We start from the raw sequence: 17163 nt of genomic DNA on the forward strand, positions 1-17163 counted from the left end.
AGCATTGTCATAAAGTAGTTGCAAAGGCCAATGATGATGCACCAATTACAGATGGTCAGTAAAAACAATAAATACCAACATATGAATAAAATATACTATATCGCTTCCTGCGATACCTGTCGAAAAATTATAAAATCGTTACCAAAGGGCAATGACCTTGTATTTCGTGACATCAAACAAGATCCACTTACAACAGAGGAACTAGAGGAAATGTACCAACTTTCAGGAAGTTATGAAGCGTTGTTCAGCAAAAAAGCCCAGTTGTATAAGTCTATGAATTTAAAGGACAAGTCCTTGACCGAAGAAGACTATAAAAATTACATTTTAGAGCATTATACTTTTTTGAGCCGACCTGTTTTTGTCATTGAAAATGGCGTTTACGTTGGCGGAACCCAACAAAACATGCTTCAAGTAATGAAAGCATTGGCTAATGTCTAAAAGGAATGTTGCGCTGTTTGGTGCTACTATTGTTTCCGTAATTTATGGGGTGACTTTCACCATAGCAAAAGATGTAATGCCAAAGTACATTGATGCTTATGGTTTTATTTTGCTAAGGGTAAGTGGCGCTATGCTTTTGTTTTGGCTGTCCTGGTTGTTTATGCCAAAGGAAAAAATAGCCCTCAACGATTTTCCACGGATTATTGCTGCCGCATTCTTTGGTGTCGCTTTTAACATGCTTACATTTTTTAAGGGATTAAGCCTTACTTCCCCTATTTCGGCATCCGTGATTATGGTTACCACCCCAATGATTGTGTTAATTCTTTCGGCAATTATCATGAAAGAACGCATGCGAAAACGCATGGTTACGGGTATTATTCTAGGGTTAATAGGCACGGGATCTCTTATATTATACGGCCGATCAATCGGCAGCGCCACAAACGCGAGCCTCGGTAATATGCTGGTCTTAATAAATGCCGTGTCTTACGGTTTTTACCTGATAATCGTAAAGAAATTGATGGATAAATACAATGCCTTCACCTTTGTGAAATGGATCTATTTATTCGGATTTTTAATGGTCCTGCCTTTTGGCTGGAGCCAATTTGAAGCAGCTGACTGGGCAGTGGTACCCACATTGGTCTATTGGAAAATAGGATTCGTGGTGGTGATCTCCACCTTTATCACCTATTTGTTGAACCTGCTTACGATGAAAGAATTAAAACCAACAACCGTTGCTGTTTTTATTTATCTCCAACCGGTTTTTGCCACGGTATTCGCCATTGGCTTAGGCAAAGATGAATTAAATCTGGTGAAAACACTATCGGCAATTTTGATATTTGTGGGTGTTTATTTGGTGACACAGAAGAGAAATTAATTTATGCTCCATGCTCACTGTTAATGATGTTAGAAAGAGTTCTATCAAAAACTGCGACTACCGCTAAAAACGGAACACTGAATACTTTTTATTACCTTTGAACTCTTTTAGAAAATTATATGATACAATCAATGACAGGTTTTGGTAAAGCAACTATTCAATTACCAACAAAAAAAATAACAGTAGAAGTAAAATCCTTAAACAGTAAAGGTTTAGATTTGAATGTGAGAATGCCTTCCCTTTACCGCGAAATGGAATTGGGTTTACGTACTCAAATTGCTTCAGCACTAGAAAGAGGAAAAGTAGATTTTTCTATTTTTATCGAAAGCACCGCTGAACAAACTACTACTAAAGTGAATGTGCCAATCGTGAAAGCATACATCAATCAATTAAAAGAAATTGATGCAGATGCAGATCAAACAGAATTGATGAAAATGGCAGTAAGAATGCCTGACGCAATGAAAATTGAGCGCGATGAAATTGATGAAAATGATTGGGCACAAATTAAAGTCGTGATCGAAGAAAGTTTGAATAACATTAAGACTTTTAGAAGAGATGAAGGACTTTCATTAGAAAAAGAATTTCAATTGCGAATAGGAAACATTCGTCAGTACATGACTGAAACTTTAGCATTGGATCCGGAACGCGTTAAGGCTATAAAAGACCGTTTACAAACTGCTATTGATGAGTTGAAAGTAAATGTCGATGAAAATCGTTTTGAACAAGAATTAATATATTATTTAGAGAAACTAGATATAACCGAAGAGAAAGTACGTTTAACAAATCACCTGGATTATTTCTTGGATACCCTAAACGGAACAGAAGCTAACGGGAGAAAACTAGGTTTCATTACCCAAGAAATGGGTCGTGAAATTAATACCATGGGGTCTAAATCCAATCATGCACAAATGCAGAAATTAGTCGTTCAGATGAAAGACGAATTAGAAAAAATTAAGGAACAGGTTTTAAATGTGCTATAATATTCACTTGTAGCGACTAGCTTTATTAGGTCTGTTTTTACAACCTTTTATTAAATTACACCTACAAGGTTTTAAAAACCTAGTAGAAAAGAATAACAACACTACAATGAGCAAAAGAGGAAAATTAATCGTGTTTTCGGCACCTTCGGGATCCGGAAAAACGACGATAGTAAGACATTTATTAAGTAAAGAAGATTTGAATTTAGAATTCTCGATTTCAGCAGCTTCCCGCGAACCAAGAGGTGAAGAAGCAACTGGAAAAGATTATTATTTCATGTCTACTAAAGAATTCAAACAACACATCAAGAATGACGACTTTCTGGAATGGGAAGAAGTATACAGAGACAATTTCTACGGAACTTTAAAAAGCGAAGTAGACCGCATCTGGGCCAAAGGGAAAAATGTGATATTTGATATTGATGTCGTTGGCGGACTCCGTATTAAACATAAATTCCCAGAAGAAACACTCGCTGTTTTCGTAAAACCGCCCAGCGTAGATGAATTGAAAAGAAGACTGAAAGAACGCTCTACTGAAAGTGAAGATAAAATCAATATGCGAATCGCTAAAGCTTCCGTTGAGTTAGCCACTGCCCCGCAGTTTGACACTATCATAAAAAATTATGATCTAGATACCGCCAAAGAAGAAGCGTATCGATTAGTGAAAGATTATGTAACCAAATAGTTATTACACAAAGATTCACAAAGAACAGTAAGGAGAGATCCACAAAAAGTTTGTAAAGTACTTCATGCGTCTTGGCGAAAACTTTGTGAATCTCTGTGAAACAAAATATTTATGAAAATAGGACTATATTTCGGAACTTTCAACCCCATTCACGTTGGGCACCTGATCATTGCCAATCACATGGCTGAAAATTCAGACTTAGACCAGGTTTGGTTAGTTGTTACGCCACATAACCCTTTCAAGAAAAAAAGCACCTTGCTTGATGACTACCATCGTCTGCAAATGGCGCACCTTGCCACCGAAGATTTCCCAAAATTGAAACCCTCCGATATTGAATTCAAATTGTCGCAGCCTAATTATACGGTAAATACTCTGGTTCACCTAGAAGAGAAATTCCCGAATCATGAATTTTCGTTAATTATGGGAGAAGACAACTTAAAATCCTTGTACAAGTGGAAAAATTATGAGGTCATTTTAGAAAACCACGCCATCTATGTCTATCCTCGAATTTCATCTGAAGCTGAAATTCTAGATTTAAAAAATCACCCAAAAGTGCATTTGATTGACGCTCCCATAGTCGAGATTTCATCTACTTTTATTAGAAACAACATTAAGGAGGGAAAAAATATTCAGCCTCTTTTACCGGCTAAGGTGTGGGAATATATTGACCATAATAATTTTTACAAGAAATAATCACTCCAGCACAATCTTTAACTCTGTCTCAATCTCTTGAAAAGCGTTAATAAGATTATCATTTTTACCCGATAACAAGAAGACTTCTGTGCTGGGCATTTGCTTGCTGTCCCACACTATTTGCAGTTTTTTATCCTGAATAAATGGCCTGGCATTACAATTCCAGACTACCGCAACCCCAGTATTTTTTGAAAGCGCTTCCAGCATTTCATATTCAGAAGGGATAATAAAATTGGAAATCATAGAAGGCCTCTTTTTATTAAAAACGTACAGCCAAAATAATTTTACATGCGGAATGCCTGAATCATGATTGTACCATTTTTGCTTGTTTAACCAATGCTCCACTTCCGTGAACTCTTTGACTTTGATTTTGGATTTCACTTCTGCAGCATCAATATTCGATGATCCAACGATAATTTGTTTGATATCTCCCACCTTTTTCTGGACGGTATCAAAAGTGTCATACTTTTTAGTGACAATCGCAAAATTTAGTTTTTTGCTATCGACCAATTCGAAAAGCATTTCGTTTTCATGAAAACTAAAGTCAATATAATCAAATTTCGAAAGCAACGAACAGCCTACACTGCTGAACAGGTGCTGGGAAATTCCTACAGAAATTAATTGGTTCGTATTCACAGCTTTAGCTCGGAAACCATTCTCAACATTTTCTAGTCGGTCCAAAGCTTCAATGATTAAATTATTGAGTAACTTAGCATATTCCGTTGGCTCGACCCCTTTGGATTTTCTGTTAAATAATTTATAACCAACATGCGCCTCCAGCATTGACATCTGCTGACTTACAGCCGGCTGACTAATAAACAGCTCTTTAGCCGCTAATGAAAAGTTTCCGTTTTTATAAACGGATTTAAACGTTCTGTACCATTCTAAATTAACCATGATATAAATATATTTATTACAAACATAATTTAAATTATTTTTACTAATAACATATTCGCCGTAAATTTGTACAAAGAAATTAAAACATGAAAAAAGTAGCATTATTTGCCATTATAGCATTAACCGCAGGCTGTCTAGATACAACTGCACAAAATAAAAGAGATATGAAAAAAGTATTATTCGTTCTAACTAGTCACTCAGAATTAGGGAACACAGGAGAAAAAACAGGGTTTTGGACAGAAGAATTTGCAGCTCCATATTATGAGTTAGCAGATAAGGGAGTGATTATTGACATTGCAACCCCAAAAGGAGGTCAACCTCCTATCGATCCAAAAAGTGAAGATCCATCTGCAGCGACCGAGGACACAAAAAGATTTGACAAAGACACTGAATTACAAGCTAAATTAAAAATCACACACAAATTAGCTGATGTAAAAGAGTCTGATTATGATGCTGTATTTTATCCAGGGGGTCATGGACCGTTATGGGATTTAGCGACGAACAAAAATTCAATTGATTTAATTGCCGCTTTCTATACTAACGAAAAACCGGTAGCATTTGTTTGCCATTCACCTGCAGCGCTTAAAAATGTAAAAGTGAACGGAGAGTTCTTAGTGAAAGGAAAGAAGCTGACTGGCTTTTCTAATGCTGAAGAAGCAGCAGTAGGTTTAACAGATGTTGTTCCATTCTTATTAGAAGATGCTTTACAAGCAAACGGCGCTACCTATTCATCAATAGAAGATTGGCATCCATATGCAGTAGAAGATGGTTTATTGATTACAGGTCAAAACCCAGCTTCTTCTAAATTAGTTGCTGAAAAACTATTGCACCAATTAAACTCAAAAAAATAAGCATGTTAAACTTTGAACTATATAACCCAACCAATCTTGTATTCGGTAAGGGACAAATAGAAAAACTAGGCGAACTTGTACCAAAAGGAGCTAAGATATTATTGGCTTACGGAGGCGGAAGCATCTTTAAAAACGGAATTCACGAACAGGTAATCAATAACCTTCAAGGACACGAAATCGTCGAATTTTCAGGTATTGAAGCTAATCCACATTTTGAAACTTTAATGAAAGCGGTTGCTATTGTTAAAGAACAAAAAATAGATTTTATTCTTGCAGTAGGTGGTGGATCCGTAATTGACGGTGTAAAATTTATTTCTGGAGCCGTTAACTACAAGGGTGACCCAATCGAAATTTTGCAAAAACGTATCTTAATTAAAGAAAATGCAGTGCCTTTTGGAACTGTATTAACTTTACCAGCTACAGGAAGCGAAATGAATTCTGGCGCTGTAGTTACTATTGAAGCTACGAAAGAAAAACTAGCGTTTGGTGGTTCTGCTTTGTTTCCTAAATTCTCTATAACTGATCCAACAGTAATTCAATCTTTACCAAAAAGACAATTGCAAAATGGTGTGGTTGATGCCTACACTCACGTGATGGAACAATACTTAACATATCCTCATGAAGGATATTTACAGGATAGAATTGCAGAAGGAATTCTACAAACCTTAATCGAAGTTGGTCCTAAAGTGGTAGAAAACCCAAAAGATTATGCTTTAGCATCTAACTTTATGTGGAGTTGTACTATGGCGTTAAACGGATTGATCCAAAAAGGCGTACCTAGCGACTGGGCAACACATATGATCGGTCATGAATTGACTGCTATGTACGGAATCGATCATGCGCGTACCTTGGCTGTTATCGCACCAAGCTTATACAAAGTAATGTTTGAAACCAAAAAAGAAAAATTGGCACAATACGGAAAACGTATTTTCAATTTAACCGGAACTGACGATGAAATCGCAAACGAGGCAATCAATAAAACAGTTGAATTTTTCCACACAATGGGAATGGATACTAAATTATCTGATTACACAAAAGACTATGATAAAACCGCTGATTTTATTGTTAATCGTTTTGACGAAAGAGGCTGGAAAGGTTTAGGAGAAAAGCAAAACGTCACATTAGATAAAGTGAAAGCTATCGTTGAAATGAGTTACTAGCTTGAAATGGTGAAAAACCAACTAACAATAAAAAGGCGTTCTTGAATTAAATTCTAGGACGCCTTTTTTGCTAACACCAAAACAAAACTAACTAATTCAAATCTCATAATATGCTAAATAACTTAACTGATAGCAAGTTACAACGTTAAAAAAATATCTATATTGCATGAAATTATAAAATATTTTCTATTTTTATAATTTCATGCTTTTTTTTAATAACAAAGCCTACAGTATGAACACTTATTTTTTGTTTAATCAATCCATTTTTAAGTACTTTTGATTAAATTTAATAAACAGATGAGCGGAAAAATAAAATTTGCAGTTATTGGTGGTGGAAGTTGGGCAACAGCGATAACAAAAATGTTATGCGTAAATCTTTCTGAAGTTTCGTGGTATATGCGAAATGAACCAGCGATTGCACATATAAAAAAGTATAAACACAATCCGAATTATTTGAGTTCCGTTGAATTTGATACAAAAAAGCTAAAAATAACAAGCGATATTAATGAAGCAGTTGCCAGTGCTGATTATATTATCTTCGCCATACCCTCCGCTTTTTTAAATGGAGAATTAGAAAAATTGACTGTTTCTCTGCAAGACAAAGTAATCTTTTCTGCTATCAAAGGAATCGTTCCTGAAACGAGTATGATTGTAGGAGAGCATTTTCACTTTAAATATGACATCCCTTATCATAACATCGGCGTAATTACAGGTCCATGCCACGCTGAAGAAGTAGCCTTAGAGCGTTTATCCTATTTAACCATTGCTTGCGGCGATGCCGAGAAAGCAAAAGTAGTCGCAGCACATCTATCAGGAAATTATATTAAAACGAAGATTACTGATGATATCATAGGAACTGAATATGCGGCGATGCTTAAAAATATTTATGCCATAGCAGCAGGGATAGCGCACGGTTTGGGCTATGGAGATAATTTCCAATCCGTATTGATGAGTAATGGAATTCGGGAGATGAAAAAATTCATCAAGAAGGTCCATAAAATGAAGCGTAACATAAATGATTCGGCCTATTTGGGTGATTTATTGGTAACCGGATACTCTGTTTTTTCAAGAAACAGGATGTTCGGAAACATGATTGGAAAGGGCTATACGGTAAAAAGCGCCATGATGGAAATGAGCATGGTTTCTGAAGGGTACTACGCCACGAAAAGCGCTTACAAACTCAATCAGGGCTACGGCGCAAAAACGCCTATTATAGATGCTGTTTATGAGATTTTATATGAAGGAAAAGATGCCAGAGCCGTTTTCAAGAAATTGACGGATAAACTCGATTAAACAAGATTTCCTATTCTTTTAATTCAGTCCCTAAATAATATGACAATCTCTTTTCCTAAAACAAGCATTGCTTTCGTTAGCAGAACTATCTTTTATTCTGTTTTTTAATGTTTTGCAACGCTTCCGCTCAAGAGATTAGCGGAGAACAATTATTGGAAAAAGCAATCCATTACCACGACCCAAAAGGCAACTGGGATCAATTTAAAGGCAAACTTTCCTTAGGCATGAAAGGACCAAAGGTAATGAGCGGTTAAGTGAAATAAGTATTGATTTGACTCATCAGTATTTTAAACTTAGTACGGTTAAAAATGGCCGAGCAGTCGAATACGTCGTAAGTAATGGTAAATCCATGTTTAGCCTGGATGGTAAAAAGGAGTTTACCGATGAGGAAGTGAAAACTTTTAATCTTACCGAAGCACGAGCTCAATTGATGGAAAACTACTATACTTACTTGTACGGGTTACCCATGAAGCTTAAAGAGTCCGGAACCATTATTAATTCAGCGGTAAAAAGAAAAGATTTTTTGGGTAAGGAATATCTCGTCTTAAAAGTCAAATACGACGAGGGTATCGGCAAAGATTCCTGGTATTTTTATTTTGACCCAAAAACTTATGCTTTAAAGTATACCAGTTTTACCATGATGTAACTAAAAATGATGGCGAACATATCCTTCTAAGTGACGAAGAAAATTTTTCTGGAATCAAAATACCCAAAGTTAGGGCCTAGTACATCAACAAAGACGAAAGTTATTTAGCTACAGACACCTTGAACAAGGTTACCGATTTATAAAAAAATGCACACTATTTTTTAGAAGTGAAAAATAAAAAGCAGCTATCCCTTTTTAAAATAAAGGTGTAGCTGCTTTTTTTTATAATAATTCAGGAAATCTTTATCTCACGATAATTCCGTCAACAAACAAAATAGGCACTTCTTCTATCGCAGCTAAGTTGATGGAATCCGCTTTAAATATAAATTTCTTATCGTGTAATTTATCTCCGATAAAAAAAGTAACCATGAACTCATTGTTCAACACTAAAACGCTTTTTTCTAACATTTCTATTTTTACAACCGAAACTGGAGGTACTTCCACAAAGGCATGGCGCAACAATGATGTTTTTTTCATTTCACCATCGATCGTTCCAAATGCTTTAGAAACAACCATCACACTTTCGATAAGAAAATCACTGTCATTCACTAAATAAGCATACCATACTTTTTCCATAAAGTCGTCACTCCATTCTTGGACTGCAGCTACGAAAACGTTCTCTACTTCAGGGATAATAATATCTGCTTTCATGTTTTTGGTATAAGTGATTGGTCCTTAGTTTTTAGTACTAAGTCTGTAGCGCAAAAAAAATTACGATTGAATAAAGACTAAGGGCTTTTTTAAATTTTAAATAGTGGCTTTAAATTGCTCTAAGAAACGAATGTCATTTTCATAAAACATACGAATATCACCAATTTGATAGTTCAACATGGCGATTCTTTCAATTCCCATTCCGAAGGCGAAACCAGTGTATTCTTCTGGATCGATGTCGCAATTTTTAAGGACATTAGGATCTACCATACCACAACCACCAATTTCTAACCAACCGGTTCCTTTGGTAATTCTATAATCTGTTTCGGTTTTTAAACCCCAATAAATATCAATTTCCGCACTAGGTTCCGTGAACGGAAAATAAGAGGGCCGCAAGCGTATTTTTGATTTACCAAACATCTCTTTAGTAAAATGCAATAAAGTTTGTTTCAAGTCGGCAAAAGAAACATCTTTGTCAATGTACAAGCCTTCTACTTGGTGAAATATACAGTGAGAGCGGGATGAAACGGCCTCGTTACGAAAAACTCTTCCCGGAGAAATCGTTCTAATAGGTGGCTTATTTTCCTCCATGTAACGCACCTGTACAGATGAAGTGTGTGTACGCAACAAAATATCTGGATCAGTCTGGATGAAAAAGGTGTCTTGCATGTCACGTGCCGGATGGTATTCCGGAAGGTTTAATGCTGTAAAATTATGCCAGTCATCTTCGATTTCCGGCCCTTCTGAAACATTGAAACCAATATTAGAAAAAATATCTATAATCTGGTTTTTTACTAATGAAATAGGGTGACGGGAACCAATAGTTACCGGTTCAGACGAACGCGTCAAATCACCGTAAAAACCTTTAGTTTCTTCTTTGCTTTCAAAAACTTCCTGAATGCTTTTTACTTTTTCTTCTGCAGAGGATTTTAACAAATTAATTACCTGTCCAAATTCCTTTTTTTGGTCATTAGGAACATTCTTAAACTCGGCAAAAAGTTCTTTCAAAAGTCCTTTACTACCAAGAAACTTAATTCTAAAGGCCTCTAATTCTGCTTTATCTTGCGTAGAGAATGCTTGCGCTTCCCCAATATATTCTTTTATCTTGTCTATCATTTTCATCCAATAATTGAGAGTGCAAATTTAAGCTTTTTTTATTTACTAAGTATACAGTCGCAGTCGCAGTTTTCAGTAATATTGAGTGAAAACTGTTACTGAATACAGAATATTGTTTAAGATATCAACTCTCTTTCGATAAAATAACTTACGATAGCTTCTTTCATTAACACGGATTGCTCTCCCGCTTTAAGCGTTGGCAACTCCTCTTTGACACTATAATGCGGCCAACCGTCTTCATCAAAAAATTCGAATTCATAGAATCCGTAAGGCTCTAATAATCGGCAAATCGCAATATGCATCAGGTTTAATTTCTCGTCTTTTTTGTATTCACGATGTACTTTCCCGAGTTCCTGGACCCCAATCAAATAAATGATAGCATCTAAATCTAGGTCTTCTCCTTGTGAAAATTGATTGGAAAGTATGTTTACAAGCTGTTCCCAGCGTTCTTTAAGTTGATTGTCTCTTGACATTTATTTAGGAAATAGAATAAAGAATAAAGATAAAAGACTTCATCCTTTGAGTTTTAAAAATTTAATTTTGGCAAAGATAGGAACTACGTTTTTGACTTCGGGATTTTCTATTCTCTATTTTCTTTAATCTTTTAATGATTTTGCTCTTTTGCTTTCTTTTCTCTTTGTTCCTCTCTCTATTTTCTTTATTCTTTTATCTTTGCTCTATTCTCTTTATTCTTTAACTATGAGTTTTTTAGATATTGTTTTAGGTGCATTACTTCTTTACGCTTTATTCAAAGGCATGAAAAATGGGCTTTTTATTGAACTGGCTTCCTTGATTTCACTTATTTTAGGAATCTACATCGCAATAAAATGCTCCTATATGGTAAGAGCAATGCTTGCCAATCACGTTTCCTGGTCACCAAAATATATTGAAATCATCGCTTTTGGCCTCACTTTTGTAGCTGTGGTAGTAGCCGTTCATCTATTGGCAAAAGTACTGACCGGGATTATGGACTTTGCGTTCTTGGGTATATTCAATAAACTGGCTGGAGGTGCTTTTAGTATTCTAAAAACCATTTTGCTTTTAAGCATTGTGATTAATCTTTTTCAGAAAATTAATGTAAACAATATGATTGCGAAAGAAGAGACGCTCAATAATTCAATCTTTTACAATCCCATTCAAGAAGTCTCAAAATACATTTATCCCTCATTAGAAAAGTGGTATAATGATTTCAAAGAAACCAGTAAGTCAGAATAGTGTTCGTTTCTTAAAATATTTGAACACCAAAAAGCGGCAGACTAAACTATAACCTACTTCACTTCCCTGATGGCATCACTTTCAATCCAACCTTCCGTGCCATCCGTTAACTGGACTTTTTTCCAACTGTCCACCTTTTCTTCAACGTAGACTTTCGCCCCTTCATGAAGCATAAAAATAGCGGAACTTGCTTTTTGTGGCTCGCTTCTTACCTCTGCAATTTCGGCAAAAACAATCGCCGGTTTTTCACTATCGTAATGGCTTTTTTCAAAAATGGCCGCTGAAATCACAATCAGAATAACAAAAATAAGTGCAAACATTACAAAAAACGCAATTCTTTTGACAACCGTAGTTTCTGAAAAATAATAGCCTAAAAAAACCAATAAAAACGAAATTGCCGATACAACCGCAATCCACGCCCAGGTATTGTAATGGTGAATTCCGGTGAAATCACGAAGCAGCTTTCCAAATCCTACTTTTGGGATTACTTTTACTTCATCAATAGTTCGTTTTTGGGCAAATTTAAGGTTATTTAAGACCTCCCTATCATTGGGACTAAGCACTAAGGCCTTCTCATAGCTATAAATAGCCGGTGCCACTTTATTCAATTTATAATAACAGTTCCCGAGGTTAAAATACAATTCTGAAGAATGCTGGTTTGTTTTCAATACACTTGCATAAGCATCTATGGCTTGCTCGTATTTCCCCGTTTTGTACAAAGCATTCCCGGTTTCAAAGCCGCTTTGGGCAAAGAAAACTTGAGTTGTAAGTAATAATATATAAAAAATATTCTTCATTTCGAGTAGGGTCAATTACAAATTATTTATTGTCCATTGTTATATCTGCTTTTCCAAATCAGAAATTATCGATACTGCTTTATCATAATCTTTTTGGATGGTAGCACTGGATGAAGGAGCGTATCTAGCAATTTCACAATTCTCAGTCAGCGCGATAAAATCATCCACTGCCGCAGGATTTGCATTCCTAGTCAACAAGAGTACTTTGATATTATCTTTACTCATTTCTGAAGTTTCAATATGTAATTTAGCTTTCAAAAAGTTGTGCATTGCTTTCTCAAGGGCTACATAAAACGGTTCTTTATTATTAATTTGTTTTTTGGCTTGCGATAAATATTTCTTTGCCAGCTTGTTGTTTCTTCTTATCCTATTCCCTACTACATCTCCGTCAATGGCTTCTTTTTTCTTCTTAAGCAATACAATTACCGGCAGCATCAAAAAAGGAAGAAACAATAATCCATAGAACAACATAGAACCAAGAAAATCATCTTCAGCAACCGCCACCAGATTTGTTTTCAACTTGATAAACTTGAATTGCTCTGTATCTAAAATTTTATTTTTACCGTTTTCTGAATTCGAAGCAGTTGCATTATTAGCTGTGGGGCCGTCTAAAACAGTCACCATAACCTCTGGAGCATTTATGGTTTTGTATTTCCCCGACCTAGGGTCAAAATAAGAAAATTCCATTGCTTTTACAGGGTAATTTCCTTTGTACTGTGGTATAATAGTGTAACTGTCAGAAATTTTCCCTGACGTTCCCGACAATGAGGTATTCACATTTTCACTATGAACTGCATCATACATTTCTAATGCATTTGGGACAACTGGCTTAGGTAAACTGAATAACTTCATGTTCCCTTTTCCCGTAACGCTTACAATCAAATCAAGACTCTCCCCGTTTTTAAGACTCGTTTTTGTGGGTGTCACTTTGAAATCAAAATTCCCTACAGCACCTGAAAAATCAAGTGGCTTTCCTGCTTCAGGAAGTGCTCTTACATTAATCGTTTTAGAACCTGCAGATACTCTTTTACTATCCTCAGCAATGACAACACGACCATAAACATCTCTTCGATTCGTAGGCAACTGCACATCGATATCTAATGATAGCGGCTCGATGGTTAATTTACCTGATTTTTGCGGATATAAAACTGCTTTTTTAAGAACTATATAACGATAATTCTCCCCTTTAAACATTCCTTCTTCGGCAGTCAATTGTTTAATCTCAATGTTTTGACTCCAAAAATCATTATATTTGGGTTTGTTGAGTTCTCTAAAATTGCTTATCCCAATATTATTACTGAAATACAATTTATAAACCACCGTTATGGGCTCATTTACATAAGGATTTATCTTAGAAATATCAGCAATTAAATACAAATTATCATCTACTGAAATGCTGCTATCATTAGGGTCTCTAGGTTGCTCAACGGCAGCGGTGACATTTATTTTTACCGGATCGGTTTTATATACCTGTCCATTGTATTCAATAGTAGCCTGCTTGATCGTAAGATTTCCTTTTTGATTGGGTACAAGATAATAAGAGTATACCTTTTCAAAACTACTTCTTCCGTTAACCCATGACTGACTCACTTGTTGACTGGGTCCTGCAATAATCCTGAATCCCTCAAAAGAAGGTTGGTTAAAGTTATCGCCATCAATGTTCATAGCAAAATCAACCCGCAGTCTTTCGTTCAATCCGAGCGTGGTTTTACTCACTTTAGCGTCAAATTGTACTTGAGCTAAAAGTCCTTGAAAACTAAACAGTATTAAAATTAAATATCTCTTCATCTTTTATTCAATCCTTATCTTTACTTTCGGATTTATTTTATCCTCTTTTTTACAACTGTACCTTAAGTACTCCAACAAACAAACCTGAATTACCAATCTTTTTCGGTTTGTGTTGGTTTTCCTTTTACTTTTTGGGCATTCACTTTATCTTGAATTTTCTTTTCCTCATTGTTAACTGCATCCAAAAGATTTTCTAATCGTTGCTTAGAAATCCCGCCCGGTTTTGGTTTTTGCTGATCTTCGGGTTTATCATCCTTGTTCTTCCCGTCTTTTTTATCCTTGTCCTTGTCATCGCCCTTGTCGTCCTTCTTATCCTTATCTTTCTTGTCCTGATCTTTTTTGTCTTTGTCTTTGTCTTTGTCTTTTTTATCCTTATCCTTTTTGTCGTCCTTAGGCGGATTTTCTTTCAACATCTTTTTTGCCAATGCGTAATTGTATCTTGTTTCCTCATCCGAAGGTTTGTTGCGCAGGGCGTCTTTATAGGCTTCGACGGCTTGCGTATAATTTTTTTCTTTCATAAACACATTCCCTAAATTATGATAGGCTTTGTGTTTTTGAGCTCTTGACTTAGTGTTTTTAATTGCTTTTGCATAAGCAAATTTAGCTTCAGACGCTTGGTTCTGTTTGTAAATGGCGTTTCCTAAATTGTAAGGCGCAACAGTTCTGTTCGGGAATTTTGAATTTGAAATCCTATAGTTGGCTTCTGCATCAGCAAATTTATTGTCTGCATATTCCTCATTTGCCTTAGGTAAACTTTTATCTTTCTCTTGCGCAGATACACCTCCCAGCCCTAAAAGGAGAAGTGAGAAAGCAGTAAATATGTATTTTTTAAAATTCTTCATTTTTATTAAATTATGCTACTCCTTACAGGTTCAACCCTGAAGGAACAGACATTTATTTTTCTTCGTTAAATAAATTCAACTTCCTTACCCAGTTCGTTTTCTTTTCAAACAAAAACAGATCCAAAAACAACAAAACAAATGCGAATCCAAGAAACCATTGAAACTGCGATTGAAAATCAGCCATTTGCGTAGACTCAAATTCAGTTTTTTGAATATTGTCTAACGAGCCCTTAATGTATGCTAGCACTTCCTTCGTGTTATTCCCATTGATATAGCCTCCTTTGGTCGCTTTAGCAATTGTCTCCAGACTGGCACGGTTTAATTTTGTTACAACAACCTCATCATTATTGTCTCTTTGATAACTTGCTACGACGCCGTTTTTCTTTAAAGGAATAGTCCCTCCTTTTTCGGTTCCTATACCTATCGTAATGATTCTCATTCCCTGCTTATTCGCTTCTTCTGCCGCTGCTTGGGCACCTTCAGAATGGTCTTCTCCGTCAGAAATCAGAATCAGCAACTTACTCGTTTTGCTCTTGTCGTCAAAATAGGTTGAAGACAGTTTTATAGCTTCATCTAACGATGTTCCTTGAGAAGACACCATTTCGGTGTTCATACTTTGCAAAAACATTTTTGCCACACTGTAATCAGTGGTAATGGGCAGCACCGGAAAAGCACTACCTGCATACGCCACAATCCCTATTCTGTCATTTCCTAATTCATTAATTATTTGCGAAACAATCTGCTTGCTTTTTTCTAATCGGCTTGGAGCAACATCTTCGGCAAGCATACTTTTGGAGACATCCATCGCAAAAACGATATCAATCCCTTCTCGTTTTACCGTCTCCATTTTAGTTCCAATTTTTGGATTTACCAATCCAAAAATCAATCCTGTCAAAGCTAAAATAATCGCAACCAATTTAAAAATAGGTTTAAAAACAGAACGTTCCGGACTAAGTTTCTTTACCAATTCTAAATCCCCAAATTCGCGTTGCTTTTTTCTTTTCCAATAGAAATTGAAAAGAAATAATACCACCACTACCGGCAATATAAAAAGTAAGTATAAATATTTTATTTCGTCTAATTCCATTTTTAGTATTCAGTTTGCAGTTCCCAAAAAGTGGTAATCATTCACTTTTCTCTTCTAAGCAAATTAGTAATAGTTACTCTTCAATTAAATTCCAGTTTTCACATCCAGTCATTCTATCCTTCGGAGGGGGCTGGGGGGAAAGTCCTATATAAAACTTCTGTAAACCGTGTTCCTCAACCCAATTTCGGCTAATATTAAAAAACCGGCAAGCCAAACAAAAGGCCTGTATTTCTCATCATAGTCATAGAATTTTAACTCCTCAATTTCGGTTGTTTCTAATTTATTGATTTCGCCGTAAATCTCAGCTAGTTTACTGTTACTTGTTGCTCTAAAATAGCGCCCTTCCGTTTTATTGGCGATACTTTTCATTAGTTTTTCATCAATTTCAACTTTCATCATTTGGAATAAAAACTGACCGTTTGGACCCACCGCGTATGGAAACTCTGCCATTCCATTTGTTCCAATACCTATGGTATATACTTTTATACCATATTGTTTTGCGATATCTGCCGCCGTTTCCGGTTCAATAAAACCTGCATTATTCACCCCGTCTGTTAGCAGGATAATCACTTTACTCTTAGCTTTACTATCTTTCAAGCGGTTTACCGCTGTTGCCAATCCCATCCCTATTCCGGTCCCGTCCTGTAAAACATTATCGTATTTTATACTTTTGATGGCCTCCAGAACAACAGCTTTATCACTGGTGACCGGTGTTTTTGTATAGGCTTCAGAAGCATAAACAACAAGTCCTATTCTGTCATTGGGTCTTTCATCAGCAAAGTCAGCCGCCACTCTTTTCAACGCTTCCATCCTGTTAGGTTTCAAATCTTTGGCAAGCATACTCCCTGATACATCGACTGCCATAACGATATCTATCCCTTTTGTTGTTTTTGTTTTATTGCTTATGTCAACCGTTCTGGGTCTAGCCATAGCCACAATCAAAGAACTCAATGCAACTAATCTTAATACGCTCAAATAAGGCTTCAGCTTTGCCAATAAAGATTCCGAATATTTAAACCCCTTAATTGAACTTATTTTTAAAGTTGCTGATTGATGGTTTCTTTTCAAAACCAGCCAAACTATAGCAATTGGAATCAAAAGAAACAACCAGAAAAACTCAGGATTTAAAAATGTGATATTTCCCATTACTTAC

At 35.9% G+C, this 17163-nt stretch carries 20 protein-coding genes; 11 read left to right on the forward strand and 9 right to left on the reverse strand.

Annotated elements, in window-relative coordinates:
* Window positions 1–81 precede the first annotated feature (81 nt).
* From CXF59_RS11930 to nadD, 5 genes are all read left to right on the forward strand, one after another.
* On the forward strand, window positions 82–438 hold the full coding sequence (locus tag CXF59_RS11930; RefSeq protein ID WP_101138540.1) for an arsenate reductase family protein: 357 nt from the start codon (window positions 82–84) through the stop codon (window positions 436–438).
* On the forward strand, window positions 431–1312 hold the full coding sequence (locus CXF59_RS11935; RefSeq protein WP_101137985.1) for a DMT family transporter: 882 nt from the start codon (window positions 431–433) through the stop codon (window positions 1310–1312). The genes CXF59_RS11930 and CXF59_RS11935 overlap by 8 nt, the downstream gene beginning before the upstream one ends.
* A gap of 119 nt (window positions 1313–1431) precedes the next feature.
* The gene (locus CXF59_RS11940; protein ID WP_101137986.1) at window positions 1432–2292 is read left to right on the forward strand and encodes a YicC/YloC family endoribonuclease; all 861 of its coding nucleotides are present in this window, start codon (window positions 1432–1434) and stop codon (window positions 2290–2292) included.
* Between the two features lie 106 nt (window positions 2293–2398).
* Window positions 2399–2974, forward strand: coding sequence for a guanylate kinase (gmk, locus tag CXF59_RS11945; protein WP_101137987.1), 576 nt, complete (start codon window positions 2399–2401; stop codon window positions 2972–2974).
* A gap of 111 nt (window positions 2975–3085) precedes the next feature.
* Window positions 3086–3667, forward strand: coding sequence for a nicotinate (nicotinamide) nucleotide adenylyltransferase (gene nadD, locus CXF59_RS11950; RefSeq protein ID WP_101137988.1), 582 nt, complete (start codon window positions 3086–3088; stop codon window positions 3665–3667).
* Here the strand turns inward: nadD and CXF59_RS11955 are convergent, their stop codons facing one another.
* Complete coding sequence (locus CXF59_RS11955; RefSeq protein WP_101137989.1) at window positions 3668–4564, reverse strand: LysR family transcriptional regulator; 897 nt, start codon at window positions 4562–4564, stop codon at window positions 3668–3670.
* Between the two features lie 86 nt (window positions 4565–4650).
* Between CXF59_RS11955 and CXF59_RS11960 the strand changes: the two genes are divergently transcribed.
* The 5 genes from CXF59_RS11960 to CXF59_RS15790 all read left to right on the forward strand — a co-directional run bounded on the left by CXF59_RS11960 (window position 4651) and on the right by CXF59_RS15790 (window position 8514).
* Window positions 4651–5415, forward strand: a complete 765-nt coding sequence (locus CXF59_RS11960; RefSeq protein ID WP_198554692.1) for a type 1 glutamine amidotransferase domain-containing protein — start codon at window positions 4651–4653, stop codon at window positions 5413–5415.
* A 2-nt stretch (window positions 5416–5417) separates the two neighbouring features.
* Complete coding sequence (locus CXF59_RS11965) at window positions 5418–6575, forward strand: iron-containing alcohol dehydrogenase (protein WP_101137990.1); 1158 nt, start codon at window positions 5418–5420, stop codon at window positions 6573–6575.
* A gap of 297 nt (window positions 6576–6872) precedes the next feature.
* A complete protein-coding gene (locus CXF59_RS11970) occupies window positions 6873–7868 on the forward strand; it encodes an NAD(P)H-dependent glycerol-3-phosphate dehydrogenase (RefSeq protein ID WP_101137991.1) in 996 nt (331 codons plus the stop codon).
* 107 nt (window positions 7869–7975) lie between these two features.
* Window positions 7976–8122 (forward strand): hypothetical protein, encoded by a 147-nt coding sequence (locus tag CXF59_RS15785; protein WP_369828561.1) that lies wholly within the window; start codon window positions 7976–7978, stop codon window positions 8120–8122.
* Between the two features lie 17 nt (window positions 8123–8139).
* Complete coding sequence (locus CXF59_RS15790; protein WP_369828562.1) at window positions 8140–8514, forward strand: DUF6503 family protein; 375 nt, start codon at window positions 8140–8142, stop codon at window positions 8512–8514.
* A 243-nt stretch (window positions 8515–8757) separates the two neighbouring features.
* On the opposite strand, the gene CXF59_RS11980 is transcribed toward CXF59_RS15790, so the two are convergent.
* The 3 genes from CXF59_RS11980 to CXF59_RS11990 form a co-directional block, all read right to left on the reverse strand.
* Window positions 8758–9165 (reverse strand): hypothetical protein, encoded by a 408-nt coding sequence (locus CXF59_RS11980; protein ID WP_101137992.1) that lies wholly within the window; start codon window positions 9163–9165, stop codon window positions 8758–8760.
* Between the two features lie 96 nt (window positions 9166–9261).
* Window positions 9262–10281 (reverse strand): phenylalanine--tRNA ligase subunit alpha, encoded by a 1020-nt coding sequence (gene pheS, locus CXF59_RS11985; protein WP_101138543.1) that lies wholly within the window; start codon window positions 10279–10281, stop codon window positions 9262–9264.
* Window positions 10282–10397: 116 nt separating this feature from the next.
* On the reverse strand, window positions 10398–10754 hold the full coding sequence (locus CXF59_RS11990; RefSeq protein ID WP_101137993.1) for a hypothetical protein: 357 nt from the start codon (window positions 10752–10754) through the stop codon (window positions 10398–10400).
* Window positions 10755–10980: 226 nt separating this feature from the next.
* On the opposite strand from CXF59_RS11990, the gene CXF59_RS11995 reads away from it, so the two are divergent.
* Window positions 10981–11496, forward strand: a complete 516-nt coding sequence (locus CXF59_RS11995; protein WP_101137994.1) for a CvpA family protein — start codon at window positions 10981–10983, stop codon at window positions 11494–11496.
* 53 nt (window positions 11497–11549) lie between these two features.
* Here the strand turns inward: CXF59_RS11995 and CXF59_RS12000 are convergent, their stop codons facing one another.
* The 5 genes from CXF59_RS12000 to CXF59_RS12020 form a co-directional block, all read right to left on the reverse strand.
* Window positions 11550–12293 (reverse strand): tetratricopeptide repeat protein, encoded by a 744-nt coding sequence (locus CXF59_RS12000; protein WP_101137995.1) that lies wholly within the window; start codon window positions 12291–12293, stop codon window positions 11550–11552.
* A 39-nt stretch (window positions 12294–12332) separates the two neighbouring features.
* A complete protein-coding gene (locus CXF59_RS12005; protein WP_101137996.1) occupies window positions 12333–14081 on the reverse strand; it encodes a BatD family protein in 1749 nt (582 codons plus the stop codon).
* 89 nt (window positions 14082–14170) lie between these two features.
* The gene (locus CXF59_RS12010) at window positions 14171–14923 is read right to left on the reverse strand and encodes a tetratricopeptide repeat protein (protein WP_101137997.1); all 753 of its coding nucleotides are present in this window, start codon (window positions 14921–14923) and stop codon (window positions 14171–14173) included.
* 52 nt (window positions 14924–14975) lie between these two features.
* The gene (locus CXF59_RS12015; RefSeq protein WP_101137998.1) at window positions 14976–16010 is read right to left on the reverse strand and encodes a VWA domain-containing protein; all 1035 of its coding nucleotides are present in this window, start codon (window positions 16008–16010) and stop codon (window positions 14976–14978) included.
* Window positions 16011–16154: 144 nt separating this feature from the next.
* Window positions 16155–17156: a VWA domain-containing protein gene (locus CXF59_RS12020; RefSeq protein WP_101137999.1), complete on the reverse strand. Its 1002-nt coding sequence runs from the start codon at window positions 17154–17156 to the stop codon at window positions 16155–16157.
* Between the last annotated feature and the right edge of the window lie 7 nt (window positions 17157–17163).

Source organism: Flavobacterium sp. ALD4 (assembly GCF_002836475.1).
In the GTDB taxonomy this organism is placed as follows: Bacteria; Bacteroidota; Bacteroidia; order Flavobacteriales; family Flavobacteriaceae; genus Flavobacterium.

Bases quoted from the DNA above. Each gene is read 5' to 3' on its own strand.
- CXF59_RS11935 (WP_101137985.1), top strand. From the start codon at position 431: ATGTCTAAAAGGAATGTTGCGCTGTTTGGTGCTACTATTGTTTCCGTA.
- CXF59_RS12005 (WP_101137996.1), bottom strand. From the start codon at position 14,081: ATGAAGAGATATTTAATTTTAATACTGTTTAGTTTTCAAGGACTTTTA.
- CXF59_RS11995 (WP_101137994.1), top strand. From the start codon at position 10,981: ATGAGTTTTTTAGATATTGTTTTAGGTGCATTACTTCTTTACGCTTTA.
- nadD (WP_101137988.1), top strand. From the start codon at position 3,086: ATGAAAATAGGACTATATTTCGGAACTTTCAACCCCATTCACGTTGGG.
- CXF59_RS15785 (WP_369828561.1), top strand. From the start codon at position 7,976: ATGTTTTGCAACGCTTCCGCTCAAGAGATTAGCGGAGAACAATTATTG.
- CXF59_RS11960 (WP_198554692.1), top strand. From the start codon at position 4,651: ATGAAAAAAGTAGCATTATTTGCCATTATAGCATTAACCGCAGGCTGT.
- CXF59_RS12015 (WP_101137998.1), bottom strand. From the start codon at position 16,010: ATGGAATTAGACGAAATAAAATATTTATACTTACTTTTTATATTGCCG.
- CXF59_RS11980 (WP_101137992.1), bottom strand. From the start codon at position 9,165: ATGAAAGCAGATATTATTATCCCTGAAGTAGAGAACGTTTTCGTAGCT.
- CXF59_RS12020 (WP_101137999.1), bottom strand. From the start codon at position 17,156: ATGGGAAATATCACATTTTTAAATCCTGAGTTTTTCTGGTTGTTTCTT.
- gmk (WP_101137987.1), top strand. From the start codon at position 2,399: ATGAGCAAAAGAGGAAAATTAATCGTGTTTTCGGCACCTTCGGGATCC.
- CXF59_RS11930 (WP_101138540.1), top strand. From the start codon at position 82: ATGAATAAAATATACTATATCGCTTCCTGCGATACCTGTCGAAAAATT.
- CXF59_RS11970 (WP_101137991.1), top strand. From the start codon at position 6,873: ATGAGCGGAAAAATAAAATTTGCAGTTATTGGTGGTGGAAGTTGGGCA.
- CXF59_RS11955 (WP_101137989.1), bottom strand. From the start codon at position 4,564: ATGGTTAATTTAGAATGGTACAGAACGTTTAAATCCGTTTATAAAAAC.
- CXF59_RS11965 (WP_101137990.1), top strand. From the start codon at position 5,418: ATGTTAAACTTTGAACTATATAACCCAACCAATCTTGTATTCGGTAAG.
- CXF59_RS12000 (WP_101137995.1), bottom strand. From the start codon at position 12,293: ATGAAGAATATTTTTTATATATTATTACTTACAACTCAAGTTTTCTTT.
- CXF59_RS12010 (WP_101137997.1), bottom strand. From the start codon at position 14,923: ATGAAGAATTTTAAAAAATACATATTTACTGCTTTCTCACTTCTCCTT.
- CXF59_RS11990 (WP_101137993.1), bottom strand. From the start codon at position 10,754: ATGTCAAGAGACAATCAACTTAAAGAACGCTGGGAACAGCTTGTAAAC.
- pheS (WP_101138543.1), bottom strand. From the start codon at position 10,281: ATGATAGACAAGATAAAAGAATATATTGGGGAAGCGCAAGCATTCTCT.
- CXF59_RS11940 (WP_101137986.1), top strand. From the start codon at position 1,432: ATGATACAATCAATGACAGGTTTTGGTAAAGCAACTATTCAATTACCA.